Annotated in this window: 26 protein-coding genes and 1 pseudogene; 10 read left to right on the top strand and 17 right to left on the bottom strand. The window is 65.7% G+C overall.

The genetic code is table 11. The annotated features are described in order from the left end of the window. Window positions 1-118: 118 nt before the first annotated feature. The 3 genes and pseudogenes from AC57B8_RS16390 to AC57B8_RS16400 form a co-directional block, all read left to right on the top strand. On the top strand, window positions 119-1,693 hold the full coding sequence (locus AC57B8_RS16390) for an ABC transporter substrate-binding protein (RefSeq protein ID WP_496480142.1): 1,575 nt from the start codon (window positions 119-121) through the stop codon (window positions 1,691-1,693). A 91-nt stretch (window positions 1,694-1,784) separates the two neighbouring features. Then, complete coding sequence (locus AC57B8_RS16395) at window positions 1,785-2,981, top strand: lactonase family protein (protein ID WP_496480143.1); 1,197 nt, start codon at window positions 1,785-1,787, stop codon at window positions 2,979-2,981. After that, a pseudogene (locus tag AC57B8_RS16400) lies at window positions 2,978-3,289 on the top strand (ABC transporter permease); the annotation flags it as partial. The gene AC57B8_RS16395 and the pseudogene AC57B8_RS16400, both read left to right, overlap by 4 nt. 339 nt (window positions 3,290-3,628) lie before the next feature. Here AC57B8_RS16400 and AC57B8_RS16405 read toward each other — a convergent pair. The 7 genes from AC57B8_RS16405 to AC57B8_RS16435 all read right to left on the bottom strand — a co-directional run bounded on the left by AC57B8_RS16405 (window position 3,629) and on the right by AC57B8_RS16435 (window position 8,128). Further along, window positions 3,629-4,144 (bottom strand): hypothetical protein, encoded by a 516-nt coding sequence (locus AC57B8_RS16405; protein WP_496480144.1) that lies wholly within the window; start codon window positions 4,142-4,144, stop codon window positions 3,629-3,631. Continuing rightward, the gene (locus AC57B8_RS16410) at window positions 4,141-4,743 is read right to left on the bottom strand and encodes a type II TA system antitoxin MqsA family protein (protein ID WP_495269254.1); all 603 of its coding nucleotides are present in this window, start codon (window positions 4,741-4,743) and stop codon (window positions 4,141-4,143) included. Before AC57B8_RS16410 ends, AC57B8_RS16405 begins: the two co-directional genes overlap by 4 nt. Further along, window positions 4,740-5,168: a hypothetical protein gene (locus AC57B8_RS16415; RefSeq protein WP_496480145.1), complete on the bottom strand. Its 429-nt coding sequence runs from the start codon at window positions 5,166-5,168 to the stop codon at window positions 4,740-4,742. Before AC57B8_RS16415 ends, AC57B8_RS16410 begins: the two co-directional genes overlap by 4 nt. Before the next feature lie 445 nt (window positions 5,169-5,613). Then, window positions 5,614-6,063, bottom strand: coding sequence for a hypothetical protein (locus AC57B8_RS16420; RefSeq protein WP_496480146.1), 450 nt, complete (start codon window positions 6,061-6,063; stop codon window positions 5,614-5,616). 189 nt (window positions 6,064-6,252) lie between these two features. Further along, on the bottom strand, window positions 6,253-6,633 hold the full coding sequence (locus AC57B8_RS16425) for a hypothetical protein (RefSeq protein WP_095746542.1): 381 nt from the start codon (window positions 6,631-6,633) through the stop codon (window positions 6,253-6,255). Window positions 6,634-6,765: 132 nt separating this feature from the next. Further along, window positions 6,766-7,179, bottom strand: a complete 414-nt coding sequence (locus tag AC57B8_RS16430; protein ID WP_495273537.1) for a Rid family hydrolase — start codon at window positions 7,177-7,179, stop codon at window positions 6,766-6,768. A gap of 13 nt (window positions 7,180-7,192) precedes the next feature. After that, window positions 7,193-8,128 carry an NAD-dependent epimerase/dehydratase family protein gene (locus tag AC57B8_RS16435; RefSeq protein WP_495261104.1) on the bottom strand — a complete coding sequence of 312 codons (936 nt, stop codon included), beginning with the start codon at window positions 8,126-8,128 and terminating at the stop codon, window positions 7,193-7,195. 74 nt (window positions 8,129-8,202) lie between these two features. On the opposite strand from AC57B8_RS16435, the gene AC57B8_RS16440 reads away from it, so the two are divergent. Beyond that, the gene (locus tag AC57B8_RS16440) at window positions 8,203-9,267 is read left to right on the top strand and encodes a 2Fe-2S iron-sulfur cluster-binding protein (protein WP_495273538.1); all 1,065 of its coding nucleotides are present in this window, start codon (window positions 8,203-8,205) and stop codon (window positions 9,265-9,267) included. A 46-nt stretch (window positions 9,268-9,313) separates the two neighbouring features. Then, window positions 9,314-10,291 carry a tripartite tricarboxylate transporter substrate-binding protein gene (locus AC57B8_RS16445; protein ID WP_495269259.1) on the top strand — a complete coding sequence of 326 codons (978 nt, stop codon included), beginning with the start codon at window positions 9,314-9,316 and terminating at the stop codon, window positions 10,289-10,291. On the opposite strand, the gene AC57B8_RS16450 is transcribed toward AC57B8_RS16445, so the two are convergent. Further along, window positions 10,263-11,039, bottom strand: coding sequence for a Crp/Fnr family transcriptional regulator (locus AC57B8_RS16450; protein WP_095746547.1), 777 nt, complete (start codon window positions 11,037-11,039; stop codon window positions 10,263-10,265). The genes AC57B8_RS16445 and AC57B8_RS16450 overlap by 29 nt on opposite strands. A gap of 155 nt (window positions 11,040-11,194) precedes the next feature. Here AC57B8_RS16450 and AC57B8_RS16455 point away from each other — a divergent pair, with 155 nt between their 5' ends. After that, window positions 11,195-13,390 (top strand): xanthine dehydrogenase family protein molybdopterin-binding subunit, encoded by a 2,196-nt coding sequence (locus AC57B8_RS16455; protein ID WP_496480147.1) that lies wholly within the window; start codon window positions 11,195-11,197, stop codon window positions 13,388-13,390. A gap of 11 nt (window positions 13,391-13,401) precedes the next feature. Continuing rightward, window positions 13,402-13,860 carry a (2Fe-2S)-binding protein gene (locus AC57B8_RS16460; protein ID WP_056572291.1) on the top strand — a complete coding sequence of 153 codons (459 nt, stop codon included), beginning with the start codon at window positions 13,402-13,404 and terminating at the stop codon, window positions 13,858-13,860. Between the two features lie 65 nt (window positions 13,861-13,925). On the opposite strand, the gene AC57B8_RS16465 is transcribed toward AC57B8_RS16460, so the two are convergent. The 8 genes from AC57B8_RS16465 to AC57B8_RS16500 all read right to left on the bottom strand — a co-directional run bounded on the left by AC57B8_RS16465 (window position 13,926) and on the right by AC57B8_RS16500 (window position 23,241). Then, window positions 13,926-14,702, bottom strand: a complete 777-nt coding sequence (locus AC57B8_RS16465; protein WP_354342495.1) for an ABC transporter ATP-binding protein — start codon at window positions 14,700-14,702, stop codon at window positions 13,926-13,928. Between the two features lies 1 nt (window position 14,703). Beyond that, on the bottom strand, window positions 14,704-15,477 hold the full coding sequence (locus AC57B8_RS16470; RefSeq protein ID WP_056572293.1) for an ABC transporter ATP-binding protein: 774 nt from the start codon (window positions 15,475-15,477) through the stop codon (window positions 14,704-14,706). Window positions 15,478-15,494: 17 nt separating this feature from the next. Then, window positions 15,495-16,703 (bottom strand): branched-chain amino acid ABC transporter permease, encoded by a 1,209-nt coding sequence (locus AC57B8_RS16475; RefSeq protein WP_062481017.1) that lies wholly within the window; start codon window positions 16,701-16,703, stop codon window positions 15,495-15,497. Between the two features lie 13 nt (window positions 16,704-16,716). Beyond that, window positions 16,717-17,646, bottom strand: a complete 930-nt coding sequence (locus AC57B8_RS16480) for a branched-chain amino acid ABC transporter permease (RefSeq protein ID WP_062481019.1) — start codon at window positions 17,644-17,646, stop codon at window positions 16,717-16,719. A gap of 228 nt (window positions 17,647-17,874) precedes the next feature. Beyond that, window positions 17,875-19,167, bottom strand: coding sequence for a replication-associated recombination protein A (locus AC57B8_RS16485; protein WP_062481021.1), 1,293 nt, complete (start codon window positions 19,165-19,167; stop codon window positions 17,875-17,877). Window positions 19,168-19,193: 26 nt separating this feature from the next. Next, window positions 19,194-19,835 carry an outer membrane lipoprotein periplasmic chaperone LolA gene (gene lolA / locus AC57B8_RS16490; protein ID WP_139703243.1) on the bottom strand — a complete coding sequence of 214 codons (642 nt, stop codon included), beginning with the start codon at window positions 19,833-19,835 and terminating at the stop codon, window positions 19,194-19,196. A gap of 184 nt (window positions 19,836-20,019) precedes the next feature. Further along, the gene (locus tag AC57B8_RS16495; RefSeq protein ID WP_159275542.1) at window positions 20,020-22,470 is read right to left on the bottom strand and encodes a DNA translocase FtsK; all 2,451 of its coding nucleotides are present in this window, start codon (window positions 22,468-22,470) and stop codon (window positions 20,020-20,022) included. 96 nt (window positions 22,471-22,566) lie between these two features. After that, the gene (locus AC57B8_RS16500; RefSeq protein WP_062481025.1) at window positions 22,567-23,241 is read right to left on the bottom strand and encodes a Crp/Fnr family transcriptional regulator; all 675 of its coding nucleotides are present in this window, start codon (window positions 23,239-23,241) and stop codon (window positions 22,567-22,569) included. A 180-nt stretch (window positions 23,242-23,421) separates the two neighbouring features. Between AC57B8_RS16500 and trxB the strand changes: the two genes are divergently transcribed. From trxB to rpmG, 3 genes are all read left to right on the top strand, one after another. Continuing rightward, window positions 23,422-24,372, top strand: a complete 951-nt coding sequence (trxB, locus tag AC57B8_RS16505) for a thioredoxin-disulfide reductase (RefSeq protein ID WP_062481027.1) — start codon at window positions 23,422-23,424, stop codon at window positions 24,370-24,372. A gap of 251 nt (window positions 24,373-24,623) precedes the next feature. After that, a complete protein-coding gene (gene rpmB, locus AC57B8_RS16510; RefSeq protein WP_007830293.1) occupies window positions 24,624-24,857 on the top strand; it encodes a 50S ribosomal protein L28 in 234 nt (77 codons plus the stop codon). Between the two features lie 11 nt (window positions 24,858-24,868). Further along, window positions 24,869-25,042 (top strand): 50S ribosomal protein L33, encoded by a 174-nt coding sequence (gene rpmG / locus AC57B8_RS16515; protein ID WP_007830291.1) that lies wholly within the window; start codon window positions 24,869-24,871, stop codon window positions 25,040-25,042. 166 nt (window positions 25,043-25,208) lie between these two features. On the opposite strand, the gene AC57B8_RS16520 is transcribed toward rpmG, so the two are convergent. Next, the gene (locus AC57B8_RS16520; protein ID WP_495304994.1) at window positions 25,209-26,423 is read right to left on the bottom strand and encodes a DesA family fatty acid desaturase; all 1,215 of its coding nucleotides are present in this window, start codon (window positions 26,421-26,423) and stop codon (window positions 25,209-25,211) included. Window positions 26,424-26,446 lie beyond the last annotated feature (23 nt).

A 26,446-nucleotide genomic window follows, 5' to 3' on the forward strand; every position in this document is an offset into this window, starting at 1 on the left:
TCAGAATAACCCCTCAACAAGGGTTAATACGGATGATTTGGCATGAAGTCTGCTTCAGAGTTCGGCCTAGAAAGAAAATTTCTTTCATAAATCAGTCCGCCCCATGAAGGAGTTCTCCATGTCTCACGCCGGTCTTGTCCAGCGCCTGCCCCGCCTGTCGAAGCGCAGCCTGCTGGGAGCTTCCCTGCTCGCGATGCTGTGTGCCGCACTGCCTCACCCCAGCGCCCACGCGCAGGGCCCGCGCAACTTCGCCACGCTGGCAATGGTGGCCGAACCGCAGACGCTCGACCCGATGGCCTCCACGGCCGATCTGGTCGGAACCATCATGCAGCACGTGTACGAGACGCTCTACACCTTCGACGCCAAGTGGAACGTGGTGCCGATGCTGGCCGAAGGCATGCCCAAGATCTCCGCCGACGGCAAGACTTACGCGATCACGCTGCGCAAGGGCGTGGCGTTGCACAACGGGCGCGAGCTCACGGCCGACGACGTGGTGGCCAGCCTGCAGCGCTGGATGGACCAGTCGCCGCGCGGCAAGGCCGTGGGCAAGGAAATCGAGAGCCTGAAGGCCAAGGGCCCGCTGGGCGTGGAGATCGTGCTGAAGGCGCCGTACGCGCCGCTGCTGTCGCAGCTGGCGCTGCCTAGCGGTATGGCGGCCATCATGGCCAAGGATTCCATCGCTTCGCCGCTGAAGGATTTCGTCGGCACCGGCCCCTACAAGTTCAAGGAGCGCCGCCCCGACCAGTTCGTGCTGCTCACGCGCTTCGACAAGTACGCCGCGCGCAAGGAGCCCGCGAGCGGCTACGGCGGCAAGCGCGAAGCGGCCATCGAAGAGCTGCGCTTCGTGCCCGTGCCCAACGCCAGCACCCGCGTCGAAGGCGCGCTGGCCGGCCAGTACGACTTCGCCGACCTGCTGCCGGTGGAAGCGCTGCCGCGCCTGGAGAAGGCCGGCGGCAAGACGCTGCCGATCATGACGCCGTCGTTCGGCTTCCCCTACCTCGTGCTCAACACCAAGGAAGGCGTGGCCGCCAACCCGGCCGTGCGCCAGGCCGTGCAGACCGCGCTGGGCCAGGGCGAGATGCTCGCGGCCGGCTTCGGCGACACGCGCTTCTTCATCGCGGAGGCGAACCACTTTCCCAAGAGTTCGCCGTTCTACTCGGCCGCGGGCGCCGACCAGTACAACCAACGCAACGCCACCAAGGCGAAAGACGCCGCCGCCAAGGCCGGCTACAAGGGCGAGCCGATCCGCGTGCTCACGAGCCGCCAGTACGACTTCCACTACAACATGTCGCTCCTGATGGCCGAGCAGCTCAAGCGCGCCGGCTTCAAGGTCGACCTCAACGTGGTCGACTGGGCCACGCTGGTGCAACGCCGCAACGACCCGAAGCTGTGGGACATCTACGTGACCCACTCGGGCCAGTTCCCCGAGCCCATGCTCTCGCCGCCGCAACTGGGCGACGGTGCGCCCGGCTGGTGGGATTCGCCCGCCAAGAAGGCCGCGCTCAGCGCCTTCAATACCGAGAGCGACCCGGCCAAGCGCGGCGCGCTGTGGGGCAAGGTGCAACAGGTGGTGTACGACGAAGTGCCCTACATCAACGTCGGCAAGTTCAACGGCCTCTCGGCCAAGAGCCCGGCGCTGGACAACTACCAGCCCGCGACCTGGCCGTTCTTCTGGAACGCGAAGATCAAGTAAGGCCGCAAGCACCGCCATGCCGTCGCGTCGTCAACTTCTGCAAGTCAGCGCACTGGCCTCCGGCCTCGGCGCCCTCGGACTCAAACCATCCATGGCCACTCCCGCTCAAGCCACCACTTCGGGCCCCGTGTACGCCTACGTCGGCACCTACAGCGACGGCGGCAAGCCGTGGCGCGGTGGGCGCGGTTTGGGCGTGCACCAGTTCGTGGTGGACGGCGCGACCGGCGCGCTCAAGCCCATCCCTGGCGCGCCACCCGCCGTGGCGAGTGCGGGCAGCGATGCGAAGCTGCGCAACCCCGCCTCGCTCGCGCGCCACCCGACGCTGCCGATGCTCTACGCCGCCAACGAATTCGAAGCCGGCTCCGTCTCGGCCTTCCGCATCGGCGCGAACGGCGCGCTGTCGTTCGTGGCCGAGGTGCCCTGCGGCGGCAAGGACCCGGCGCACCTGAGCGTGCACCCCGACGGCCGCTTCGTGTTCACCGCCAACTACGCCAGCGGCGACGTCAGCGTGATCGCATTGCGCGCCGACGGAACCTTCGACACCGACCGCGCCGCCGTCGTCTACAAGGACGTCGCGGCCTGCGGCGCCGCCACGCCCTGCAAGCCCGGCGCCGACGTGGTGCCGCTGGCCGCGCGTTCGCACGAAGGCTTTGCCACCAGCGACCACGACGGCCCGCACGCCCACATGGTGCAGGCCGACCCGGCCGGCAACTTCGTGCTCGTGGCCGACCTGGGGCTCGATCGCGTCATCTCGTACCGTTTCGACCGCGCCACCGGCGTGCTGAGCCAGCCGAGCACGGTGGCCGTGTCCGAGAGCTCGGGCGCGCGCCACTTCGCCTTCCATCCGAACGGCAAGTGGGTCTACCTCGTGAACGAAGAGGCCTCGACCATCGCCTTCCTGCGCTACGACGGCGCCACCGGCGTGCTCACGCTCGTGAGCGAGACCTCGGCGCTGCCGGCCGGCTTCAAGGGCACCAGCTACGCCTCGGGCATCCGCATGCTGCCGGGCGGCACGCACTTCGTGTCGCTCAACCGGCTGCACGATTCGATCTCCATCTTCAAGGTCGATGCGCGCACCGGCGCACCCACGCTGGTGCGCGAAGAGTGGACGCGCGGCAACTACCCGCGCAGCTGCACGCTCGAGCCGAGCGGACGCTTTCTCTACGTGTGCCACAACAAGCAGGGCGACAACGTGACCATCTTCCGCGTGAAGAAGAACGGCGACGTGCAGTTCACCGGGCAGTACGTGGCCGTCGGCAGCGCCGCCGCCATCGAGTTCTCGTCATGATCAAGAGCGCATCGCTTCGCTACATCGCCTCGCGCGCGGGCGGCATGCTCATCGTGCTGGCGCTGGTGGCCGTGCTGGTCTTCGTGCTCACGCGCGCGGCTTCGGGCGACCCCATCTCCGTGCTGTTGGGCGACCAGGCCACCGCCGCCGACATCGCCCGCGTGCAGAAGGACTACGGCCTGGATAAACCCCTGCCCGTGCAGTTCGGCTACTGGCTGCGCGAAGTGCTGCAGGGCAACCTGGGCACCTCGATCTTCCTGCAGCGCCCGGTCACGCAGGCGCTGTGGGAGCGCGCCGAGCCCACCACCTNAAGAAGCGCATCAAGGCCAGGGAGCAGACCCGCAAGACAGGCGCCAAGGCCGATCCAACCGACGCCACCGATTGACGACTACTGCTCGTAGCAAGGCGCTACGGGCTACGCCCTTCGCGCCTTATGAGTTCGATCACAAGAAGCGAAAGGAGGTCACAGAACAAGGCAAGACATACACTTATCCACAGTCGACCATTGCTGCGTCGGCTTCCACCCCTGGCTCACGATTCAAGCGGCGCGGTGGCTCAGTTCTACTTCGGCGCGGACAACACCGATCCAACTGCGTCTCGCTATGCCCGAGTGCCTATAAGGAAGAAGGGCATTATCAAGAATCCAATCAGGTAGAAGCGATTTCTGCGTTTTTCTTCGCCATAGCATCGTGGGCGGCAGAAAGCTCCTCATATCTTTCGTCCTCGAACGACATCGTGGGAAGCAACAACCGCCCAGGCTTCATTTTTGAAGAAAGTGCGATGACCTGATCGCGTACAGCGCCGTAAAGCAAAGCCAATCCGTACTTTGCGGCGAGTTGATCTGAGTCCCCATCGGTGTGATCAAAATTTACGACCACACCTGAAAATATCACTTCAAATTGATAGGGATAAGCGGTAGGTTCCCTGAGGGGGGTTCGAATTCCTAGTCGTACCGTGTATGTATGCTTTTTAGCCTCGGGATCCACTTGATCATCATCGTCCCAAAATTCCGGGGATTTAGTAATTGTCTTCGCGCTCTGTAGCGCAAAATTTTCAACACTGGCGTCCTCTGATTTAGAGGACGTTTTTTGATATAGCGGATTCTTCTTGAACGTAACTCTTTCGAGATCTAGGTCCAATAGTTGGATCTTAGACTGCCTCATGCAGCAGCTCCATAAAGTTCTTCAAGCGAAAAGTCACTCCCGTGCGACGCACGAGGCTCTAGGTGTTCGCGAGATGAGACAATAAAGGCATGTAGCACCCTCGGGGAATTCTCAAATGGTGTTTCGGCCTTGGACCACTGCAAGCCATCTTTCGATTCTTCGATCTCGACATTGGCCAGCGCCCCCAGGAATTGAGCAACTCCTGGGACATGAATAGCGCACTGAATCAACAACGCTGCCGGGCCACTAGGCAGCTGTCCCGATTCCCACTTTCCTACCGAGGATTCACCTGCCCCGAATAGTCTTGAAGCAGACCGCTGGCTAAGGCAGAATTTTTCTCTGAATTTCTTCAGAATCCCAATCGAGAGAAAGGATTGCTCCTTTCTGGTCGCGCTCTCAATTAAAAAAGCGTTATAGTCATTTTGCGATTCGCTCGCAAATTTTTCACCGCATGCAAGACATTCACATTCCTGCAAGCCGGTGACAACATGCTTTCTCCGCCCAATGGGCGTCGCGCTCTCAAACGCGCGCACCACTACATCCTCCGACTCGCAGAAGGGGCAGTACTGCTCGGCGATGGGGGAAATGTGAGTAGTCATTTTGCTTTCTCTGGGTGTGCGGAGAGAACCAAAATCTTTTGGGTTTTGGTCAAGATTGAAAACTTGAAATAAACCCAGGGGTCAGTTTTTTGGTTTTCACATCCGCGGTGACGATTAAAGCCCATTACGTAGGCGTCCGCCGCATACGGAGTCTGGCCGTTTGATGCATAGCACCATTCGGACGTGTAGTAGCGAGCCTTCGACAGTTGCGAGAGGAACGCTTTGGCGTTGTCAGCAGTCCACGCGAGCTTCTCCACGGCGTCTAACTTGGCCGTACCTGAGTAGACAAGACTCAAATTGGAAAGGTCCGCACAAATGGTATCTAGGCACCATAGAGGTCCTCCTGGTATAGCGCGCTGATGGTCCTGCTGCGTTCGCAGATCTTCAGCCGGCTTCGCGGGGTGTTCCCGCAGAGCATAGGTCATTGTAGATGCTACCTTTAAGGAATCATTCAAGACTTCACCGACAGAAGGGGAATCGTAAGGGAGTGTTGTGGCGGCGCGCCAGAGTGGCTTACCGGATTCACGGACTACATGGCAAGTGCGGATGTGACGCGGCACCACTATCCCATGCACTCATCTTGTTAGCAGTCACTAATATTCGGAGGCGAGAGACAGCCGTCAGGCCCTCCCAGCGCCTACATCTTGCAACAGCCCAAGGGACTTTGAGATTTGTCGGCACTTTTGTCGGCACCTCACCGCATCTGATTTATAAAATCTAGCATTCATGAGGCTTGCAGCTTGAATTGCGATTCCGGCCCCGGCACCACGAGACGACACCGTCTCCCCCACATCAAGAAACCCGCTCGCTTCACTGGCGCAGCGGGTTTTTCTTTGCCTCGGGGCCTTCCAGGCCGGGCAGCGCCCCGCCCTAGCCAAGCACGTCGGCGAGCTTCACCTGCAGCGACAAGGCGGCCTGGTGCAGCAGCTCGAACTCGTCGTCCGGCAGCGGCACGGCCGTGAAGTTGAAGTGGCACAAGGTGCCGGCGACCGCGCCCGAGGCGTTCAACAACGGAACGCCGTGGTAGCTGATGGTGTAGTCCCGCCCGGGATGCGTGGCGAAGCGCTCGTCCACGCTCGAGTCGTCGGTGCGGAACCATCCATCACGCAGGACAAAGGGACAGATGCTCGCCTCGAAGGGCACGATGGCGATGTTCTCGGGGATCAGCTCGCCCTGCTTGTCGTGCAGGTAGAGGCTCGTGACCAGGTCGGCGCGAATCCTGTAGATCCCGGTGTACCGATGCGGCACACGCGCGTTCAGGTAGGCGAGAACAGCCTGTGCGCCTTGATCGGCAAGCAACGCTTCAATCGTTTGGGGCATTCGTTTCGTCCGCTTCGCTTCGATCGGTTCGATCTGGAACCTGTCCTGCCATGGTACGCCCGGACCGATCTGCGAGAGCGGCCCCGGTCACCCGCTTCAGTCGAGCCGCCTGACAGGGCTGCGTCCTGGCGGTCCAATATGGCAGGACCACGCCCCCGACAATCCCTGCCCGTCCACGGATTGAGTAAATCACCGTCGATCTTGCCTCTGTACAGCGCCTCTGAGCGCCACGGCGTGGAACATGACCATCGTGCCCGGCTCTTCCTTGCAGGCCTTGTCCAGATAGGCGTTGATCGTGTCAGCGGACAGTAGCCGGACCATGTCGTCCTTGTTGGTTGTTGTGTTCAAGCCTGTCAGAAAGCCCAGAACCCAGGAAGTCATCAGATGCGCCGCAATGGCATTTGGATCAGTTGGGGACGCTGCTCGGGCAGCGAGCCACAAACTGCAGCTGTCATCACGGACGCCGACACCTGCACCGTATGTGTCCGACGCATTGGCGGCAGGCGCCATCACGAAGGCAGCAACAAGGGCAAGGGCAGTCGCAGAAAGGCGGGCTTTGATGAAGATCATGGAGCGAATTAGGCCTCAAGAAAAACCGAACTACACCCTTGAGATCAGCGGAACCCAACACCGCGTCGCGCCTTCCCTTCGTTGCGTTTCGCTGGTGACCGGCGCCCCTCCCTCTCTCCTGTGCAAGCCCGCCTACGCAGCCCTCAACGCCGCTACGGCGCGAATCTCCACCCGCAGCGCCGGGCGCGCCAGCGCGGCCACGCCGAGGATGGTCCACGCCGGGAAATCCTCGGTGATGTAGCGGTCCTTCACTTCGCGAAAGCCCGCCAGCTCGTGCTCGACGTCGACGTGGTAGCTCACGATCTCCACCAGGTCGGCGAAGCCGAGCCCCGCGCTTTCGAGCACCACGCCCAGCCGCCGGAAGGCCCAGTCGGCCTGTTCCGCGGCGCTCTCGGGCACGCTCCCGTCGGCACGCAGGCCGACCTGCCCCGCCACGAACAGCAGGCCGCCGGCCTTGACGCCGGGCGCGTACTTGAAACTGTCGAAGACGGCGGTCGAGCCGAAAGTCGGATGGCCGTCGGGGATGCGAACGCTCTGTTTGCTCACGGGTTGCGTCCTTTCAGGCGTCTGCCGGCTGCAGGCCGGTGTGTACCGTCGGATGCGCGAGCCGCACGCGCAGCTCGCGCTTGAGCCGCGTGTTGTCGAGTCGGCGCGATTCGCCCATGAAGCTCAGCAGCTGCAGCGGCAATTGCCGCTGCGCCTCATCGCGCGCCACGCGCGGCGGGCGGGGCATGCCGTAGAGGTCGGCGGCCAGGTCGAAGTAGTCGCCCATGCGCAGCTCGGTGTCGTCCGACGCGTGCACCACGCGCTGGGGCTTGCCGCGGAACAGCGCCGCCACGCAGGCGCGTGCGAGGTCGTCGGCGTGGATGTGGCTGGTGTAGACGTCGTCCTCGCGGCGCAACACGGGCGTGCCGCGTTCCAGGCGGCCGCGCGGCGTGCCGTTCTCGCGGTCGGGCGCGTAGATGCCCGGGATGCGCAGGATGCTGGTGCGCACGCCGGTGCTGCGGCCGAACCAGCGCACGGCGCGCTCGGCATCGACGCGCCGGTGGGAGCGCGGGGTGTCGGGGCGCACGCCGCGCGTTTCGCTCACGCGCGCGCCGCCGCAGTCGCCGTACACGCCGCTGGTGGAGCCGTAGACCAGCGCCGAGGGCAGCGAGCGCAGCCGCAGCGCCTGCGCCAGCGACACGGTGCGCTGGTCGCGCCACCAGGCCGCGCCGCCTTCGCGCGCGGGCGGCGCCAGATGCACCACGCGGGTGGCGATGCCCGCCAGGCGGCGCAGGGTGGCGCGGTCGTCCAGGTTGCCCACCAGCGGCCGGATGCCGGCCGCGCGCAGCGCCGCGACGCGGTCGGCCGAGGACGTGAGCGCCACCAGCTGCATGCGCCCGCGCAGGTTGCGCGCCACGCGCTGGCCGACGTCGCCGCAGCCGACGATCAGCAGGCGCTCGCGCCGGAAGCGGGCCGGCAGTGCGCCGGAGGGACTATTGATTGAAGGCAAAATCCGGGTTTCCTGTCTCAATTCAGTTGTCCCGGCCGCACGCAGCCGGGAAAGTTCACCCCCGAAGAATACCGATGACTGCTACAGCGCCGCACGAAGCGGGCTTTTCCATCACCGTCGAACCCAGCGGGCGCCACTTCGTGGTCCAGGGCGACGAAACCATCCTCGCGGCAGGCATCCGCCAGGGCATCGGCCTCCCCTACGGCTGCAAGGACGGCGCCTGCGGCTCCTGCAAGTGCAAGAAGCTGTCGGGCGAGGTCACGCTCGGCCCGCACCAGAGCAAGGCGCTGAGCGCCGAAGAACAGCTGGCCGGCTACGTGCTGACCTGCTGCGCCCACCCGACCAGCGACGTGGTGCTCGAGTCGCGCCAGGTCACCGAGGCCGGCGCATTGCCGATCCGCAAGATGCCGGTACGCGTGATGGCGCTCACGCGCCAGTCGCACGATGTGATGATGCTGCGCCTGCAGCTGCCGGCCGGCGAGCCGCTGCAGTTCTATGCGGGCCAGTACGTGGAGTTCATCCTGCGCGACGGCGCGCGCCGCAGCTACTCGATGGCCAACGCGCCGCACACGGTGGCGGTGCCGGGCACGGGCCTCGAACTGCACCTGCGGCACCTGCCGGGCGGCAAGTTCACCGACCATGTCTTCGGCGCGATGAAGGAAAAAGAGATCCTGCGCATCGAAGGCCCGTTCGGCAGCTTCTTCCTGCGCGAAGACTCCGACAAGCCGATGATCCTGCTGGCCTCGGGCACGGGCTTCGCACCCATCAAGGCGCTGCTGGAGCACATGCAGTTCAAGGGCATCGACCGGCCCGCCGCGATCTACTGGGGCGGGCGCCGCCCCGAAGACCTGTACATGGACGCCTGGCTGCGCGAGCAGCTGGCCGCGATGCCGAACCTGCGCTACGTGCCCGTGGTGTCGAACGCCACGCCGGAAGACAACTGGACCGGCCGCACCGGCTTCGTCCACCAGGCGGTGCTGGAAGACTTCACGGACCTGTCGGGCCACCAGGTGTATGCCTGCGGCGCGCCGATCGTGGTCGACTCGGCCAAGCGCGACTACGTGGCGCTCGCGGGCCTGCCCGAAGAAGAATTCTTCGCCGACGCCTTCACCACCGAAGCCGACAAAGCCCTGCCCTGAGCCTGCGCGTTCCCCTTTCCTTTCCGCAGACGTGACGCAGAACAACATGAAGACGAGACACTTCCTCCTGACCCTGATCGCCGGCGCCGCCGTGCTCACCGCCGGCCACGCCGCAGCCCAGCAGCATCGCCCGATCCGCCTCGTCGTGCCCTACGCGGCCGGCGGCCCGATCGACAACACGGCGCGCATCCTGGCCGAGCAGGTGAAGGACACGCTGGGCGGCCCGGTCATCATCGACAACAAGCCCGGCGCGGGCGGCAACATCGGCGCCGACTTCGTCGCCAAGGCGCCGGCGGACGGCCTCACGATCGGCATCGCGGCCACGGCCACGAACGCGGTGAACCCGTGGCTGTACAGCAAGATGCCGTTCAACGCCGCGACCGACTTCGCGCCGATCACGCAGATGGTGCGCGTGCCCAACGTGCTGGTGATGAACGCCGACACGGCCAACCGCCTGAACATCCGCACGCTGGCCGACCTGATCCGCTACGCCAAGGCCAACCCGGCCAAGCTCAACTACGCCAGCGGCGGCAACGGCAGCGCCGGCCACCTGGCGGGCGAGCTGTTCAAGAAGGAAGCGGGCATCTTCGCGGTGCACATTCCGTACAACGGCGGCAACCCGGCGCAGCTCGCTTTGCTGTCGGGCCAGGTCGACTTCAACTTCGACAACCTCGCCACGGCCGCGCCGAACATCCGCTCGGGCAAGCTGAAGGCGATCGCGGTCACGACGCTCAAGCGCAGCAGCGCCCTGCCCGACGTGCCGCCCGTGGCCGACACGCTCAAGGGCTTCTCGATCGACACCTGGTGGGGCCTGGTCGCGCCGGCCGGCACACCGCCCGAGGTGGTCGCGAAACTGAATCAGGCCTTCGTCGCCGCGCTGAACGCGCCGGAAACGAAGACGCGCTTCGCCTCGATGCTGGCCGAGCCCGTCGGCAACTCGTCCGAGCAGTTCGGCGCCTTCATGAAGAGCGAACTCGCCAAGTACGAGAAGGTGGTCAAGGCCACCGGGGCGAAGGTGGACTGACGAGGTCGTCCAGGGGCGCCGCGGCCTGCGTGTCGGTGGCCGCGGCCACGGCCGCCGCCGCTTCGGCCGCCCCGCTCTGGTAGGTGCGCAGGCCCGCGAGGTCGAGCACTTCCACGCCGCCATGTTCGATGCGCAACAGGCCGTCGCGCTGCAGCGCATGCAGCGCGCGGTTGGCACGCTGGCGCGACACCGCCGACAAGAGGCCGATCTCGTCCTGGCTCAGCCGCACGAAGCGGGTGGCGCGCGGATAGAGGATGGGGTCGAACAGGCTGGCCAGGCAACGCGCCACGCGCGCGTCGGGGCCGAGCAGGCGATCGAATTCCATGAGGCCGATGAACAGGCTCAGTCGCGCATTGATGTGTAACAACAGAAACCGATTGAAGTCGATGCTGGTGGACATCAGCCGCTCGAAGCTGTGCCGCGGCACGCAGGCCACGCGCGTGGGCCGCAGCGCCACGCCGTCGTAGCGCCAGCATCCGGGGGTAAGCAGCGAGCCTTCGCCGCCCCAGCCGCCGGCGGTCACGCCGGTGAAGGTGGACACGCGCCCGTCGGGCAGCGACACCGACATCTTCATGAGGCCGTCGATCACGCCGATCCAGTGATCGGCCGGCTCGCCGCGCCGCACGACGAAGCCGCCGGCCGGCACCACGCGCTCGTGCGACTCCTGGACGACGCGGTCGAGTTCGTCGTCCGTGAGCGCGCGCGCCCACAGGCTCTCGCGAAGCATGTTCTCCAACGCGTTCGACATCGCGCCTCCTGCTGTCGTCCCTCGTGACATCGCATCGGCCGATCCGTCGCAGGCGCCGGTCGGCGGGGTCCGTAAGAAATGTCGTTGCAACGACATCTTCGGCGCGGCGATGGTGCCACAGTCATCCGCGTTCGCCAAACAACAAGGAGACAACGATGAAGCGTTCGAACAAGGACCCGCGCCCCGCGCGCGGACCCGACGGCGGGGATGCGCACGGCCTGCGCCGGCGCGACGTGCTCGGCTACGCCACGGCCGCGCCGCTGGCCTCGGCGGCGGCCGGCATCGCGGGGCTCGGCGCCCTCACGGCGCCCGCCTCCGCGGTGGCCGCGCTGCTGCCCATGACCCCGCCCGACACCACCGACCTGATCGACATCGGCGACGCGGTCACGCTGACCTCGCTGCCGACCATGCCGCTGGTGAAGGTGACGAACACCGGCGACGGCCGCGTGCGCCTGGCGCTGCCGCGCCTCGAAGTGGGCCAGGGCATCGCCACGGCCAGCGCGATGATGCTGGCCGACAAGCTGCGCCTGCCGCTGAGCGCCATCGAAGTCACGTCGGCCGACGCGAGCCCCGAGCTGATCTGGAACCAGCTCACGGGCGGCTCGTCGAGCGTGCGCTCGATGCACGCCGGCATGCCGGTGCTGGGCGGCCTCGGTGGCCTGCTCTCGGGCTCGACGCCTTCGGTGGTCGGCCAGCGCGTGACGCGGCTCGATGCGCTGGACATCGTCACCGGGCGCAAGAAGTTCACGCTCGACCAGGCGGTGCCCGGCGCCAAGCCGACGATGGTGCGGCGCCCGCCGACCATCAACGGCAAGTTCGTCGGCATCAACAACCTGAACACCGTGATGGGCATGCCGGGCGTGATCGGCGTGGTGCCGATTCCCGCCACCAACGGCATCACGCCGACGCCGCCCGGCGTGGCGGTGATGGCCGAGACCTTCGGCCAGGCCTGGGCCGCGGTGAACGCGCTCGACGTGACCTGGGCCGCGGGGCCGCTCGACGGCGAGTCGAACGCCACCATCATGCGCAAGCTGAAGTCGTCGCTGCTGCCCTTTGCGCTGCCGCCGCTGGGTGCGCTGACGGTCGAGGCCGAGTTCGAGTTCGCGCCGGCCGCGCACTGCCCGATGGAAGTCGAATGCGCGATTGCCGATGTGCGAGCGGATCGCGCCGAGATCTGGGCCGGGCTGCAGAGCCCCATCGTCACCCAGCAGGCGGTGGCCGCCGAGCTGGGCCTGCCGCTGAACAAGGTCGTCGTGCATGCGGTGCCCTCGGGCGGCTCCTTCGGGCGGCGCCTGTTCTGGGACCCGGTGCTGCAGGCGATCCAGGTGTCGAAGGCGCTGGGGCGCCCCTGCCGCCTGATGTACCACCGCACCGACGACATGCGCCACACGCGCATCCGCCCGCCGATCTACCAGAAGGCGCGCGCCACGATGCTGCTGGGCCAAGTCATCGCCTTCGAGCAGCGCATCGCCAGCGTGCGCCTGGACACGCGCCACGGCTTCGGCAACATGCTCGAGGCCGCCGCCATCGCGCTGCCCAACGCCTTCCCGCAGACGGTGGGCAACTTCGCGATCGAGCAGGTCATGTTCAAGACCATGGTCACCTCGCCCTACAACTTCGGCGTCACGACCAAGCTGCTGACGCCGGTGGCGATGGACATGAACACCTGCTCCTACCGCTCGGTGCACATCCAGCCCGCACGGCTGGTGGAAGAGATCCTGGTCGACGAGATGGCCCGCGCCGCGCGCAAGGACCCGGTCGCCTTCCGGCTCGAGTACCTGCGCCTGCCGCGCGCCCGCGCGGTGCTGAAGGCGGTGGCGGAGGCCGCGCAGTGGGGCAAGGCGATGCCGGCGGGCTTTGCGCAGGGCGTGGGCGTGCACCAGGAGTCGAAGTCGTTCACGGCCTGCATCGTCGAGATCGACGCGCGCGTGCCGGCGCAGGCCCGCGTGGTGCGCGCCACCATCGCCATCGATGTCGGCACGCCGATCAACCCCTCGGGCATCGAGGCGCAGCTGCAGGGCGGCCTGTGCGAATCGATCGCGCTGGTGCTGTCGGCGGGGCTGCACATCCAGAACGGCCTGCCGCTGGAAGGCAGCTACTCGCAGTACCACTTCTCGCGCATGAAGCACTACCCGAAGGACGTGAAGATCATCATCCTGCCGGCCAATGGCGAGGCCATCGGCGGACTGGGCGAAGTCGGCCTGTCGGCGAGTTCGGGCGCGATCGCCAACGCCTATGGGCGCGCCACGGGCATCAAGCCGCGCAGCTTCCCGCTGAACTTCCCGGTCGACTTCACGCCGATCCCGCCGGGCAAGCTGCCCACGCCCGTCAACGTTCCGATCCCCGCCTGAGGAGACCCGCCATGCCTGTGCAATCTTTCAAGGTGAACGGCCAGAACGTCGACGTCGAAGCGCCCGACGACCTGGCGCTGCTGTGGGTGCTGCGTGACAAGCTCGGCATCACCGGCCCGAAGTACGGCTGCGGCATCAACGTGTGCAAGGCCTGCACCTGCCACGTCGACGGCAAGGCCGTGACGACCTGCTCGGTGCGCGTGTCCGACGTGCGCGGCCGCCAGGTGACGACCATCGAGGGCCTGGCCAACGGCAACACGCTGCACCCGGTGCAGCAGGCCTGGATGAACCTGGACGTGCCGCAGTGCGGCTTCTGCCAGCCGGGCCAGATCATGGCCGCGGTCGACCTGCTACGCCGCACGCGCACCCCGACGGACGCCGACATCGACGCCATCGAGAACGTGTGCCGCTGCGGCACCTACGGCCGCATCCGCGAGGCGATCAAGGCCGCCGCCGCGATGATGGGATAGGGACGGACGGAAAAACGGCCAGCCACCGCGCTCTGCGGTGCTGGCCGGTCGGCGTTGACTGGCGCTTACTCGCCGAGGTAGGCGGCGCGCACGCGCGGGTCGCGCAGCAGTTCCTTGGCGTCGCCGTTCATCGTGATGAGGCCCGACTCCATGACGTAGCCACGGTCGGCCAGCTGCAGCGCGCGGTTGGCGTTCTGCTCCACCAGCAGGATCGTGACGCCTTGCGACGCCACGGTCTGCACCACCTCGAAGATCTTGTCGCACATGATCGGCGACAGGCCCATGGTGGGTTCGTCGAGCAGCAGCACCTTCGGACGCGCCATGAGCGCACGGCCCATGGCCAGCATCTGCTGTTCGCCGCCCGACATCGTGCCGGCCAGCTGATCCTTGCGTTCGCGCAGGCGCGGGAAGGTCACGAACACGCGCTCCATGTCGCTCGCGATCTCGGCCTTGTCGTTGCGGATGTAGGCGCCGATCTGCAGGTTCTCGGTGATCGTCATGCGCGTGAACACGCCGCGGCCCTCGGGCACCATCACGAGGCCCTCGCCCACCAGGTCCCAGGCGCCCCGGCCCTTGATGCTGCGGCCCAGGAACTCGATGTCGCCCGCGCCGGCCGGCAGCGTGCCGGTGATGGCCTTCATGGTGGTGGTCTTGCCGGCGCCGTTGGAGCCGATGAGCGAGACCAGCTCGCCCTCGAACACGTCGAAGTCCACGCCCTTCACGGCCTGGATGCCGCCGTAGCCCACCTTCAGGCCACGGACCTTGAGCAGGTTCTTGCCCGCTGCCTTGGTGGTGGCGGCCGGTGCCGTCGCGGTGGCCATCGTTGCTTCTGCGGTGCTCATCTCAATGTCCTCCGGTGCCGAGGTAGGCCTCGATCACCTTTTCGTTCTTCTGTACCTCGACCGGGTTGCCCTCGGCAATCTGCTTGCCGTAGTCGAGCACGGTGACGCGGTCGCACAGGCCCATGATGAGCTTGACGTCGTGTTCGATGATCAGGATCGTGCGGTTGTCCTTGCGGATGCGGTCGATGAGCTCGCGCAGCAGGACCTTCTCGGTCGAGTTCATGCCGGCGGCCGGTTCGTCCAGCGCGATGAGCTGGGGGTCGGTGGCCAGTGCGCGGGCGATCTCGAGGCGGCGCTGGTCGCCGTAGCTCAGCGTGCGCGCCTTGTAGTCGGCGAACTTGCCGATGCCCACGTAATCGAGCAGCTCCTGCGCCCGCTTGGCGATGGCCGCTTCCTCGGCCTTGAAGCCCTTGGTGCGCAGCATGGCGCCGAACACGCCCGAGTGCGTGCGGATGTGGCGCCCGACCATCACGTTCTCCAGGGCCGTCATTTCGGCGAAGAGGCGGATGTTCTGGAAGGTGCGCGCGATGCCGGCCTTGGCCACTTCGTGCACGGCCGTCGGCTGGTAGGGCTTGCCGGCCAGTTCGAAGGTGCCGCTGTCGGGCGTGTACAGCCCGGTGATCACGTTGAAGAAGGTCGTCTTGCCGGCGCCGTTGGGCCCGATCAGGCCGTAGACCTGGCCGCGCTTGATGGTGATGCCCACGTCCGAGAGGGCCTGCAGCCCGCCGAAACGCTTGGAGATGCCGCGAACGTCGAGGATGGTGTCTGTCGTCATGTCTGTGTGTCCTTGGCTCACGGATTGATGGACATGGGACGCGATGCCGCACCCGGCACTTCGTCAGCGGGGCTGTCGATGCCCGGTGCATGGGTCTGGAGCGTTCCGGGCGCCACGGCCGCATGGGTCGGGTCGACGGGCGCGCCGTTCTTCTTGGTCAGCGTCTTGCCGTGTTCCGGCGACGGCCACAGGCCACGCGGGCGCATCAGCATGATGACGATCATGGCCAGCGCGATGAACAGCTGGCGCAGGATGGACGCGTCGAGGCGGCCGTCGGTCATCGCCTGCAGCGGGCCGGCCACGTAGCGCAGCACTTCGGGCAGCGCGGCCAGCAGCACGGCGCCGAGGATGACGCCGGGCAGGTGCCCGAGGCCGCCCAGCACGACCATGGCGACGATCATCACCGACTCCATCAGGCTGAAGGACTCGGGCGACACGAAGCCCTGGAAGGCCGCGAACATCGCGCCCGACACGCCGCCGAAGCTGGCGCCCATGCCGAAGGCCAGCAACTTCATGTTGCGGGTGTTGATGCCCATCGCCTTGGCAGCGATTTCATCTTCGCGGATGGCCATCCAGGCGCGGCCGATGCGCGAGATCTGCAGGCGGTGCGAGATGATGATGGTGGCCACCACCAGCGCCAGGAACAGGTAGTAGTACAGCGTGACCGACGAGATCGTGAAGCCGTCGAACTTCCACGCCTTGCCGAGGTCGAGACCCCAGAACTTGATGGAGTCGATCGCCGTGATGCCCTTCGGCCCGTTGGTGATGTTGATCGGCTGGTCCAGGTTGTTCAGGAACACCCGGATGATTTCACCGAAGCCGAGCGTGACGATCGCGAGGTAGTCGCCGCGCAGCTTCAGCGTGGGCGCCCCCAGCATCGCGCCGAGCACCCCGGCCACCACCAGCGCGAGCGGAACCACGATCAGGAGCGAGGTGTGCAGCCCGTTCGGGAACATCGCCTTGAACCACGGAAAGGTGTCCGAGAGGTGCGACGAGCCCATCAGTGCATAGAGGTACGCGCCGACCGCAAAGAAGGCCACGTAGCCCAGGTCGAGCAGGCCGGCATAGCCGACCACGATGTTCAGGCCGAGCGCGAGCATCACGTAGAGCAATGCGATGTCGGCGATGCGCACCCAGGCGTTGCCCTGGGTCTGCAACAGAATGGGCAGCGCCAGCACGGCGACCACGCCGAGGATGTAGAGCGCGAGGTTCTTGCTGTTCTTCATGGTGTGCTGCTCCTCAGGCCCGGTCCGCCACGCGCTCGCCGAGCAGACCCGAAGGCCGCAGCGTGAGCATCACGATCAGCACGATGAAAGCGAAGATGTCGCTGTAGTTGCTGCCCAGCACGCCACCCGTGAGGGTGCCGATGTAGCCGGAGCCGATGGCCTCGATGAGGCCGAGCAAAATACCGCCGACCACCGCGCCGGCCAGGTTGCCGATGCCGCCGAACACGGCCGCGGTGAAGGCCTTGAGGCCGGGCAGGAAGCCCATCGCATGTTGCGCGATGCCGTAGTTGGAGGCGTACATCACGCCGGCGATGGCCGCGAGCACGGCGCCGATGATGAAGGTGGCCGAGATGACCATGTCGGGCCGGATGCCCATGAGCGCCGCGACGCGCGGGTTCTCGGCGGTGGCGCGCATCGCGCGGCCGAGCTTGGTGTAGTTGACCAGCCACATCAGGATCACGAGCGAGAACGCCGTGACGCTGAGGATCATGACCTGCGTCGGCGAGATCACGGCGCCGCCCACGTGGATGGGGTCGGTCGGCAGCAGGTTGGGATACGCCTTGTTGGTCGGCTTCCAGATGATCATGGCCAGCGTCTGCAGCAGGATCGACACGCCGATGGCGGTGATGAGCGGTGCGAGCTTGGGGCTGTTGCGCAGCGGCCGGTAGGCCACTTTCTCGATCACGAAGTTGAGGCTTGCCGCGACGACGCAGGCAATGATCAGCGCAACGAAGAGGATCAGCCAGCCCGGTGTGTTGGGCATTCCGTCCTTCATGAGCCCGATGATGGTCCAGCTTGTGAGCGCCCCCACCATCAGCACTTCACCGTGCGCAAAATTGATCAGATTGATGATGCCGTACACCATGGTGTAGCCCAAGGCTATCAAGGCATACATGCTGCCGAGAACCAGACCGTTGATGATCTGCTGCAGCAATATTTCCATAACGCGATTCCCTATGTGTTGCACCTTGCGGGTGCCATTCACCTACCGAGGCACCGGTTTGGCGCCACTGGCTTGACAAGCAAAAAACCAGCCAACATGTGTCGCCGGCAGATTTGGTGGGCGGGATTGTAGACACGCCCCGGCGCTGTTTTGGGGCGGGATGACCGGGGTTTACCCGCTCACTTCATGCTGTATGCGCGTGAAGTCATGCAGATGCGCAAACCTGTATCAGCGATCTGAATTTGTGTTGAGGCGACGCAGTTCGCGCAGCTTTTCCGCGATGCGGATTTCGAGTCCACGCTCGACCGGTTCGTAGAACACCTGGCCTTCCAGGCCCTCGGGCAGGTAGCGCTCGCCGGCGGCGAAACCGCCCTCCTCGTCGTGCGCGTAGCGGTACCCCTTGCCGTAGTCGAGCTCCTTCATGAGCTTGGTCGGCGCATTGCGCAGGTGCATCGGCACTGGGCGCGTGCTGTCTTTCTTCACCAGCGCGCGCACCGCGTTGTAGGCCTTGTAGACCGCGTTCGACTTGGGTGCGATGGCCAGGTAGACCACGCATTCCGCCAGTGCCAGCTCGCCTTCGGGGGTACCCAGGCGCTCGTAGACCTCGGCCGCATCGAGCGCCAGGCGCAGCGCGCGCGGATCGGCCAGGCCGATGTCTTCGCTGGCCATGCGCACCAGGCGGCGCGCCATGTAGCGCGGGTCGGCGCCACCGTCGAGCATGCGCACGAACCAGTAGAGTGCGGCGTCGGGGTCGCTGCCGCGCACCGATTTGTGCAGCGCGCTGATGGTGTCGTAGAACTGCTCGCCGCCCTTGTCGTAGCGGCGCATGCGCTCGCCGAGCACGCGCAGCAGCCACTCGTCGGTGATGTTCGTGAGCTTCTCGGCGCCGGCTGCAACCGCCAGGGTCTCGAGCGTGTTGAGCAGGCGGCGCGCGTCGCCGTCCGCGTAGGCGACCAGGCGGTCGATGGCCGCCTCGTCGATGGCTGGAACCGCCTGAATCGATTGCGCCTTGGCGACGATCTGCTTCAGGTCGCCTTCGTTGAGCGACTGCAGCACGTACACCGCCGCCCGCGACAGCAAGGCCGAATTGACTTCGAACGACGGGTTCTCGGTGGTCGCGCCGATGAAGGTGAACAGGCCCGACTCGACATGCGGCAGGAACGCGTCCTGCTGGCTCTTGTTGAAGCGGTGCACCTCGTCGACGAAGACGATGGTGCGCTGCTGCGTGAGCCCGTCGCGCGCGGCCGTGGCCTGCTCGACCGCCTCGCGGATGTCCTTCACGCCGCCCAGCACCGCGCTGATGCTCAGGAACTGCGCGTCGAAGGCGTCGGCCATGAGCCGCGCGATGGTCGTCTTGCCGGTGCCCGGCGGGCCCCAGAGGATGCAGGAATGCGGCTGGCCCGACTCGAAGGCGATGCGCAGCGACATGCCCGGACCGAGCAGGTGCTGCTGGCCGATCACTTCGCCGAGCGTCTTGGGACGCAGGCGCTCGGCGAGGGGCTGGTGGGTGCGCGGGGCCAAACCGGGGACTGTCCTGCTGAGGGTGATTACTGCTTGAGCACGTCGGCACCCGCGGGCGCCTTGAACTCGAAGGTGCTGGCGGGCAAGGCGGGGTTCACCTCGACCTTGCTGAACTTGAGCACCGAGCGCTGGCCGAAGCTGTCCAGGATCTCGAGGGCCGCGAGCGCATCACCCTGGAAGCCGACCATCACGCTCTGCAGCTGGCCGTCCTTGTTCTTCGGCGTGGCCTTGACCCACTGCAGGCCGTCGCGCTCGGGCGCGGCTTCCAGCGCGAAGTCGGCCTGCAGGGCGCGCAGGTCGGCGGCGGAGGCAATCAGCGCCGCGGGCGTCGAACCCAGCGCCTGGGCCTGGGCGCGCTGCGTGACCTGGTTCAGGTCGGCGTCGTAGAGCCAGAGCGTCTTGCCGTCGGCCACGATGCTCTGGGCAAAGGGCTTGCGATAGTCGAACTTGAATTTGCCGGGGCGATGGAATTCGAAGGTGCCGGTCGAGGTCTTCACGCGGCCCGGCTGGCCCTCGCGCGGCGGGGCCGTCACGGTCTGGGTGAACTCGGCGCGGCCGGACTTGACGGTCTTCACGAAGGCTTCGAGGCTTTCGAGCCCGTCGGCCCAGGCACTGCCGGCCACCGTGCAGATCAGGCCGGCCAACAGCCAGAGGCGGGTTTTCTTCATGGGAGATTCCTCGGAAAAACGTTGCTGCGATGTCCATCGACACTACCCGCCGCAGATGCCGGCATCTGTAGGCTTTGATGAAGATTTGCAGCGGCACTGGTGCGCGTTTGCAAATTGCCTCTCAGCACGTAACCAGTCCTGGCGCGGTGGTGATGGGGGTCGTCGTCGATGGTGCGCCGGCGGGTCACTCCGCCTGGCGCGCGGGCACGAGAATCTCGCGCTGGCCGCTGCCGCTCATGGCGCTCACGAGGCCGGCCTTTTCCATGTCCTCGACCAGGCGCGCGGCGCGGTTGTAGCCGATCTTCAGGTGGCGCTGCACCAGCGAGATGCTGGCCTTGCGATTCTTGAGCACGACCTCGACCGCCTGGTCGTACATCGGGTCCTTTTCGCCGTCGCCGCCGCCGAGCAGGTCGCCGTCACCGTCGCCATCGACCGTGCCGCCTTCGAGCACGCCCTCGATGTAGTCGGGCTCGCCCTGGCTCTTGAGGTAGGCCACCACGCGGTGCACTTCCTCATCGCTCACGAAGGCACCGTGCACGCGGATCGGCAGACCCGTGCCGCTGGCCATGTAGAGCATGTCGCCCATGCCCAGCAGCGCCTCGGCACCCATCTGGTCGAGGATGGTGCGGCTGTCGATCTTGGAGCCCACCGAGAACGCGATGCGCGTGGGGATGTTGGCCTTGATGAGGCCGGTGATCACGTCGACGCTGGGGCGCTGCGTGGCCAGGATCAGGTGGATGCCGGCGGCGCGGGCCTTTTGCGCAAGGCGGGCGATCAGCTCTTCGATCTTCTTGCCGACCACCATCATCAGGTCGGCCAACTCGTCGATGATGACCACGATGTGCGGCTCGCGCTTGAGCGGCTCGGGATCGTCCGGCGTGAGGCTGAAGGGGTTGTAGATGAACTCTTCCCGCGCCTTGGCTTCGTCGATCTTGGTGTTGTAGCCGGCCAGGTTGCGCACGCCGAGCTTGCTCATGAGCTTGTAGCGGCGCTCCATCTCGGCCACGCACCAGTTCAGGCCGTGCGCCGCCTGGCGCATGTCGGTGACCACGGGCGCCAGCAGGTGCGGGATGCCTTCGTAGACCGACATTTCGAGCATCTTCGGGTCGATCATGAGCAGGCGGACGTCGCGTGCCTCGGCCTTGTAGAGCAGCGACAGGATCATCGCGTTGATACCGACCGACTTGCCCGAGCCGGTGGTACCGGCCACCAGCACGTGCGGCATCTTCGCGAGGTCGGCCACCACGGGGTTGCCGATGATGTCCTTGCCCAGGCCCATCGTGAGCATCGACTTGCCCTCGTTGTAGACCTGCGAGCCCAGGATCTCGCTGAGCTTGATCGACTGGCGCTTGGCGTTCGGCAGTTCGAGCGCCATGTAGTTCTTGCCAGGAATGGTTTCGACCACGCGGATCGACACCAGCGAGAGCGAACGCGCCAGGTCCTTGGCCAGGCCGAGGATCTGCGAGCCCTTGACGCCGGTGGCGGGCTCGATCTCGTAGCGCGTGATGACGGGGCCGGGCGAGGCGAGCACCACGCGCACCTCGACGCCGAAGTCCTTGAGCTTCTTCTCGATCATGCGCGAGGTCATCTCGAGCGTGTCGGACGACACCGTTTCCTGGCGCACCAGCGCGGCGTCGAGCAGGTCGACCTGCGGCAGCTTGCTGTCGGGCAGTTCCTTGAAGAGCGGCTTCTGGCGTTCCTTGACGACGCGGTCGCTGCGGGGCACCTCGGTCATCGCGGGCTCGATCTGCACGGGCGGCGATGCGGGGCGGCGCTTGGGCGCGACTTCTTCCTCTTCGTCGTCGAAGCTCGGCTCGAGAGGGCCGGCGTCGCCGAACGAGGCCTCCTTGCTGGGGCGCATTTTCTTGGCGCGCGGTGCGGGCGCCAGCTCTTCCTCGTCGCCGGCACGTTCGCGCGCGGCCTGCTTGCCCATGGCGATGTCGGCGGCCATTTCGCGCTTTTCACGGCGCGACTCGAACAGCGAGTACGCACGGGCACCGATGCGCTCGGCGATCAGGCTCCAGGAGAAACGGAACACCAGCGCCGAGCCGATCACGCCGCCGGCGATGGCGACCAGCGCCGAGCCCGTGAAGCCCAGCCAGCGCACGCTCGCCGGCCCCACGAGGTAGCCCAGGGCGCCGCCGCCCGAACCCGGGAGGTGCGATTCGAGCCGGTACAGGCGCGACCATTCGAGCACCGCGCTCGCGCACAGCAGCAGGACCAGGCCGAACCAGAAAGCGAGGCGGCTGCGGTTGAAGCGGCCGCGCGGGGGCTGTTCGACCGCAGGAGTGGGTTCGCCGCCGCGCAGCCAGCCGGCCAGCGACGAGAGCCACGCGCGCAAACCGGCCGCGAGGCACCACCAGACGGAATAGCCGGCAAGGAAGTAGCTGCCATCGGCCAGCCAGGCGCCGATGCGGCCGCCCCAGTTCTTGATCTCACCGCCCGTGCCCGAGGTCGACCAGGCGGCATCGGACGGGGTGAAGCTCAGCATCGCCAGCAGCCAGAACAGGAGGGCTGCGAACCCGGCGATCAAGGTGATTTCGTGGGCGAAGCGCAGGGCGCGCAGGCGCACGGGTTGCCCTTCGGCAGCGGAAGAAGAGGAGGACGATTGAAGCGTATGGAGCGAATAGGTCATGAAAAGCACGGCGCCCGGCCCGAAAAAAACGCAGGCCGGCCGCCCCGAACACTACAACAAAAGGCCGTGGACGCCGAAAGCGCCCGGCCTATGGGCTCAGGTCAGCGTCAGGAGCCGGTCCTTGATGATCACCGAGCCGTCTTCCTGGGACTGCACGAAACCGCGCTCCTCCAGGTCCTTCATGACGCGGCTCACCATTTCGCGCGACGCGCCGACCATCTTGGCCAGGTCCTGGCGGGAGATCTTGTCGCGGACCTTGAGGTTGCCCATGCCGTCCTGGCTGGCGAACTCGAGCAACGCGCGGGCCACGCGGCCGTACACGTCCATCAGCGCCAGCGACTCGATCTTGCGGTCGGCGTGGCGCAGGCGCTGCACCAGGCCGCGCATGATGTTGTAGGCCATCGAGGAGTTCTCGGGCAGGCAGCGCGCGAAGGCGTCCCGGCCCAGCATGAGCACGTCGCACTGGATTTCGGTGCGCACGGTGGCCGAATGCGGCTCGTCGTCGATCAGGCTCATCTCGCCGAGGTAGTCGCCGGGGTGCAGCGTGGCCAGGATCACCTCGCGGCCACGGCTGTCGGCGCTCGTGACGCGGGCGCGGCCGGTCAGGATGATGTACAGCGCATCGGATTTCTTGCCCTGCTCCACGACGACCTCGGCGCGTTTGAAGCGCTTCTTGATGATCGCATCCGCAATGCTTGCGGACTGCGAGGCCGTCAACGACGCGAACAATGGAACGCGCCGAAGCAATTCAAGGTTGGACAGCATCGACATTAATCAATCCCTGAAACAGCGCGCGATGTGATCCTGATGCTGAGCCCATGGATTACTACAATCGCGCGCATTGAAAACACCGTGCACCCGGTGTTGAACCGGGCGGTGATACTCCCCACGTATCGCTACCACCCTGAAAATGTACACGCTGCCGCAGCGTCCATCCTAGGTTTTCTACTCATGTCCGCACCCCAACACGCCAAGGTTCTCATTCTGGGCTCCGGCCCGGCCGGCTACACCGCCGCCGTCTACGCCGCACGCGCCAACCTCCAGCCTTTGCTCATCACGGGCATCGCGCAAGGCGGTCAACTCATGACCACGACCGAGGTCGACAACTGGCCGGCCGACGTGCACGGCGTGCAAGGCCCGGAGCTGATGCAGCGCTTTCTCGAGCACGCCGAACGCTTCAAGACGCAGATCGTGTTCGACCACATCAACAAGGTCGACCTGAGCAAGCGCCCGTTCACGCTCACGGGCGACAGCGGCACCTACACCTGCGACTCGCTGATCATTGCCACGGGTGCATCGGCCAAGTACCTGGGCCTGGATTCCGAAGAAAAGTTCATGGGCCGCGGCGTCTCCGCCTGCGCGACCTGCGACGGCTTCTTCTACCGCGAGCAAGAGGTCTGCGTGATCGGCGGCGGCAACACGGCCGTCGAGGAGGCGCTGTACCTCTCCAACATTGCAAACAAAGTCACACTCGTGCATCGCCGCGACAAGTTCCGCGCCGAGCCGATCCTGATCGACAAGGTCATGGAGAAGGTGGCCGAAGGCAAGATCGTGCTGAAGCTGCACAACCAGCTCGACGAGGTGCTCGGTGACGGCACGGGCGTGACGGGCATCCGCATCAAGAACACGCAGACCGGCGCGACCGAAGAGATCACGCTCAAGGGCTGTTTCATCGCGATCGGCCATCACCCGAACACCGACATCTTCCAGGGCCAGCTGGAAATGAAGGACAACTACATCCTGACCCGCTCGGGCCTGAAGGGCTTCGCGACGATGACCAGCGTGCCCGGCGTGTTCGCGGCCGGCGACGTGCAGGACAACATCTACCGCCAGGCCATCACCAGCGCCGGCACGGGTTGCATGGCTGCCCTCGACGCGCAGCGCTTCCTGGAAGAGCACTGAGGCCTATCCCACGTGGAACGGGGCACCGGCCAGCGGGGCCGGATTTCCCGTATCTGCGACGGTCCCCGGCCTCGCTGAGCCCGAAAGGGCTATAATCCGAGGCTTTGCCGAAACAGGGCCTACCTCCCACCGGGAGTCGGGTTGCGGCAAATCCGGGGTACCGCCACCCGTTTCTGGCGAGGTCAAGCTGTAAAACACCCTGCAATCGCCCTGATTGCGCCGGTGCCAGCTGTTCAAGAAAGAGTGTCCACATGGCACGCGTATGCGACGTAACGGGCAAAGGCCCGATGGTCGGAAACAACGTTTCCCACGCCAACAACAAAACCAAGCGCCGGTTCCTGCCGAACCTGCAATACCGCCGTTTCTGGGTCGAGACCGAAAACCGTTGGGTTCGCCTGCGCGTTTCGAGCGCTGCACTGCGCCTGATCGACAAGAACGGTATCGATGCCGTGCTCGCAGACCTGCGTGCCCGCGGCCAAGCTTAAGGAGCTGAATCATGGCAACGAGCAAAGGCGGACGCGAAAAGATCAAGCTGGAATCCACCGCGGGTACCGGCCACTTCTACACGACGAGCAAGAACAAGAAGACGATGCCTGAAAAGATGTCGATCATGAAGTTCGACCCCAAGGCGCGCAAGCACGTCGAATACAAGGAAATCAAGCTGAAGTAATTCGGCCTGCTCTCCCCAAAAAACCCGCTGCTCACCCAGCGGGTTTTTTATTGCCTGTCGTTTTTGTGAAAGCAGAAAAAGGCAGGCACAAAAAAGCCGACCCGCAGGTCGGCTTCTTCACTGGGCAAGAGCAGCAGCGCGGGAGGCGCCGGCCCTTTGCTCTTCGTCAGGCGCGCGCAGCGCGCAGGCGGGTCGAGAACTCGCGCAGGCCGGCAATGCCGCTGGCTTCCGCACGGTGGCACCAGGCTGCCAGGTCGGCCGCCAGCTGCTCGCGCGATTGCGAGGTGTTCAGCCAGAGCTGACGCAGCTCTTCGCGCATCGTGACCATCTTGTCGAGCACCGGGTGCGCAGCACGGGCCTGCACCAGATGGGTGCGCGCCGAGGCGGGCACCTTGTCGTCGTCGCGATGCAGCCAGCGCTTGGCCGCCTTGAGCACCGACAGGTCGGCGCCCTTGGCCTTGAGCACGTCGATTTCCTCGCTGGTCGCACGGCGCATTTCGCGGGCGTAGCCGGCCATCACTTCGTAGCGGTTGGCAATGACGGCCTCGAGCGTCTTCTCGTTGGCCACGGGCTGGATGTCGCCCATCTGCATCTTCGGCGGCACCTTCTTGACCTTGGCCCAGCCGAGCTTCTGGAACACCTGGATGTAGACCCAGCCGATGTCGAACTCGTACTTCTTGACCGAGAACTTGGCCGAGGTGGGGTACGTGTGGTGGTTGTTGTGCAGCTCTTCGCCGCCGATGATCAGGCCCCAGGGCATGATGTTGCGGCTGGCGTCGGACGCCTCGAAATTGCGGTAGCCCCAGTAGTGGCCGATGCCGTTGATGATGCCGGCGGCGGTGATCGGGATCCAGAGCATCTGGACAGCCCACACGGTCAGGCCGAGCCCGCCGAACAGCGCCAGGTTGATCACCAGCATCAGGCCCACGCCTTGCCAGCTGTAGCGCGTGTACAGGTTGCGCTCGATCCAGTCATCGGGCGTGCCGTGACCGTAGCGCTCCATCGTTTCCTTGTTCTTCGATTCCTTGCGGTACAGCTCGGCGCCGCGCCAGAAGACTTCATCGATGCCCTTGACCTGCGGGCTGTGCGGGTCGTCGGCGGTTTCGCACTTCGCGTGGTGCTTGCGGTGGATGGCGACCCATTCCTTCGTCACCATGCCGGTGCCGAGCCAGAGCCAGAAACGGAAGAAGTGCGAGGGGATCGGACCGAGGTCCATCGCCTTGTGCGTCTGCGTGCGGTGCAGAAAGATCGTGACCGCTGCGATGGTGATGTGCGTGGTGACGAGCGTGTACAGCACGACTTGCCACCAGGCAATGTCCCACAGGCCGTGTCCGAGCCATTGGATGACCGCGTTCAGAACGGCGGAGTCAGGAAGCATCATTGAGTCAGGTACTCCATGGCCAC

This window comes from Variovorax sp. BGA-UO-ETr-C22 (assembly GCF_059567965.1).

Coding starts and splice junctions, on each gene's coding strand:
- AC57B8_RS16455 (WP_496480147.1), top strand. CDS start 11,195: ATGAAGCGTTCGAACAAGGACCCGCGCCCCGCGCGCGGACCCGACGGC.
- AC57B8_RS16480 (WP_062481019.1), bottom strand. CDS start 17,646: ATGGAAATATTGCTGCAGCAGATCATCAACGGTCTGGTTCTCGGCAGC.
- AC57B8_RS16520 (WP_495304994.1), bottom strand. CDS start 26,423: ATGATGCTTCCTGACTCCGCCGTTCTGAACGCGGTCATCCAATGGCTC.
- AC57B8_RS16410 (WP_495269254.1), bottom strand. CDS start 4,743: ATGACTACTCACATTTCCCCCATCGCCGAGCAGTACTGCCCCTTCTGC.
- AC57B8_RS16440 (WP_495273538.1), top strand. CDS start 8,203: ATGACTGCTACAGCGCCGCACGAAGCGGGCTTTTCCATCACCGTCGAA.
- rpmG (WP_007830291.1), top strand. CDS start 24,869: ATGGCAACGAGCAAAGGCGGACGCGAAAAGATCAAGCTGGAATCCACC.
- lolA (WP_139703243.1), bottom strand. CDS start 19,835: ATGAAGAAAACCCGCCTCTGGCTGTTGGCCGGCCTGATCTGCACGGTG.
- AC57B8_RS16495 (WP_159275542.1), bottom strand. CDS start 22,470: ATGACCTATTCGCTCCATACGCTTCAATCGTCCTCCTCTTCTTCCGCT.
- AC57B8_RS16470 (WP_056572293.1), bottom strand. CDS start 15,477: ATGACGACAGACACCATCCTCGACGTTCGCGGCATCTCCAAGCGTTTC.
- AC57B8_RS16450 (WP_095746547.1), bottom strand. CDS start 11,039: ATGTCGAACGCGTTGGAGAACATGCTTCGCGAGAGCCTGTGGGCGCGC.
- AC57B8_RS16420 (WP_496480146.1), bottom strand. CDS start 6,063: ATGCCCCAAACGATTGAAGCGTTGCTTGCCGATCAAGGCGCACAGGCT.
- rpmB (WP_007830293.1), top strand. CDS start 24,624: ATGGCACGCGTATGCGACGTAACGGGCAAAGGCCCGATGGTCGGAAAC.
- AC57B8_RS16445 (WP_495269259.1), top strand. CDS start 9,314: ATGAAGACGAGACACTTCCTCCTGACCCTGATCGCCGGCGCCGCCGTG.
- AC57B8_RS16415 (WP_496480145.1), bottom strand. CDS start 5,168: ATGACCTATGCTCTGCGGGAACACCCCGCGAAGCCGGCTGAAGATCTG.
- AC57B8_RS16500 (WP_062481025.1), bottom strand. CDS start 23,241: ATGTCGATGCTGTCCAACCTTGAATTGCTTCGGCGCGTTCCATTGTTC.
- AC57B8_RS16425 (WP_095746542.1), bottom strand. CDS start 6,633: ATGATCTTCATCAAAGCCCGCCTTTCTGCGACTGCCCTTGCCCTTGTT.
- AC57B8_RS16390 (WP_496480142.1), top strand. CDS start 119: ATGTCTCACGCCGGTCTTGTCCAGCGCCTGCCCCGCCTGTCGAAGCGC.
- AC57B8_RS16405 (WP_496480144.1), bottom strand. CDS start 4,144: ATGAGGCAGTCTAAGATCCAACTATTGGACCTAGATCTCGAAAGAGTT.
- AC57B8_RS16475 (WP_062481017.1), bottom strand. CDS start 16,703: ATGAAGAACAGCAAGAACCTCGCGCTCTACATCCTCGGCGTGGTCGCC.
- trxB (WP_062481027.1), top strand. CDS start 23,422: ATGTCCGCACCCCAACACGCCAAGGTTCTCATTCTGGGCTCCGGCCCG.
- AC57B8_RS16465 (WP_354342495.1), bottom strand. CDS start 14,702: ATGAGCACCGCAGAAGCAACGATGGCCACCGCGACGGCACCGGCCGCC.
- AC57B8_RS16460 (WP_056572291.1), top strand. CDS start 13,402: ATGCCTGTGCAATCTTTCAAGGTGAACGGCCAGAACGTCGACGTCGAA.
- AC57B8_RS16395 (WP_496480143.1), top strand. CDS start 1,785: ATGGCCACTCCCGCTCAAGCCACCACTTCGGGCCCCGTGTACGCCTAC.